1 pseudogene is annotated in these 253 nt (G+C 50.2%); it reads right to left on the bottom strand.

Features of this window, described 5'->3' with window-relative positions:
• Nucleotides 1–126: 126 nt before the first annotated feature.
• A pseudogene (locus M6G53_RS25370) lies at nt 127–253 on the bottom strand (transposase); the annotation flags it as partial.

Raw genomic sequence — 253 nt, 5'->3', positions numbered from 1 at the left:
GAAGAACAGCAATCTCCACTCTTAACTCCAATGTTAGCATCGGCAGCTCGCTTAAAACTGCCAGTTTTACCCCAGGTGGGTCCGAATTACATTGGCATGTGGGTCATTTTTACATCGGTACTAACAGATAACCTCCCGGCCATACTTTGCCACCACGTGGAACAAGTCATACACCACTTCCGCCTGCGGGCAGTGATGCCTGACTTCCAGGTCTAACGCCGTATTCATATCCATGGCGACAGACTGGATAGCG

Source organism: Serratia nevei, from assembly GCF_024160145.1.
Lineage (GTDB): Bacteria > Pseudomonadota > Gammaproteobacteria > Enterobacterales > Enterobacteriaceae > Serratia > Serratia nevei_A.
Note: the sequence above shows the minus strand (reverse complement) of the source record. Positions and strands in the feature narration are given on the sequence as shown.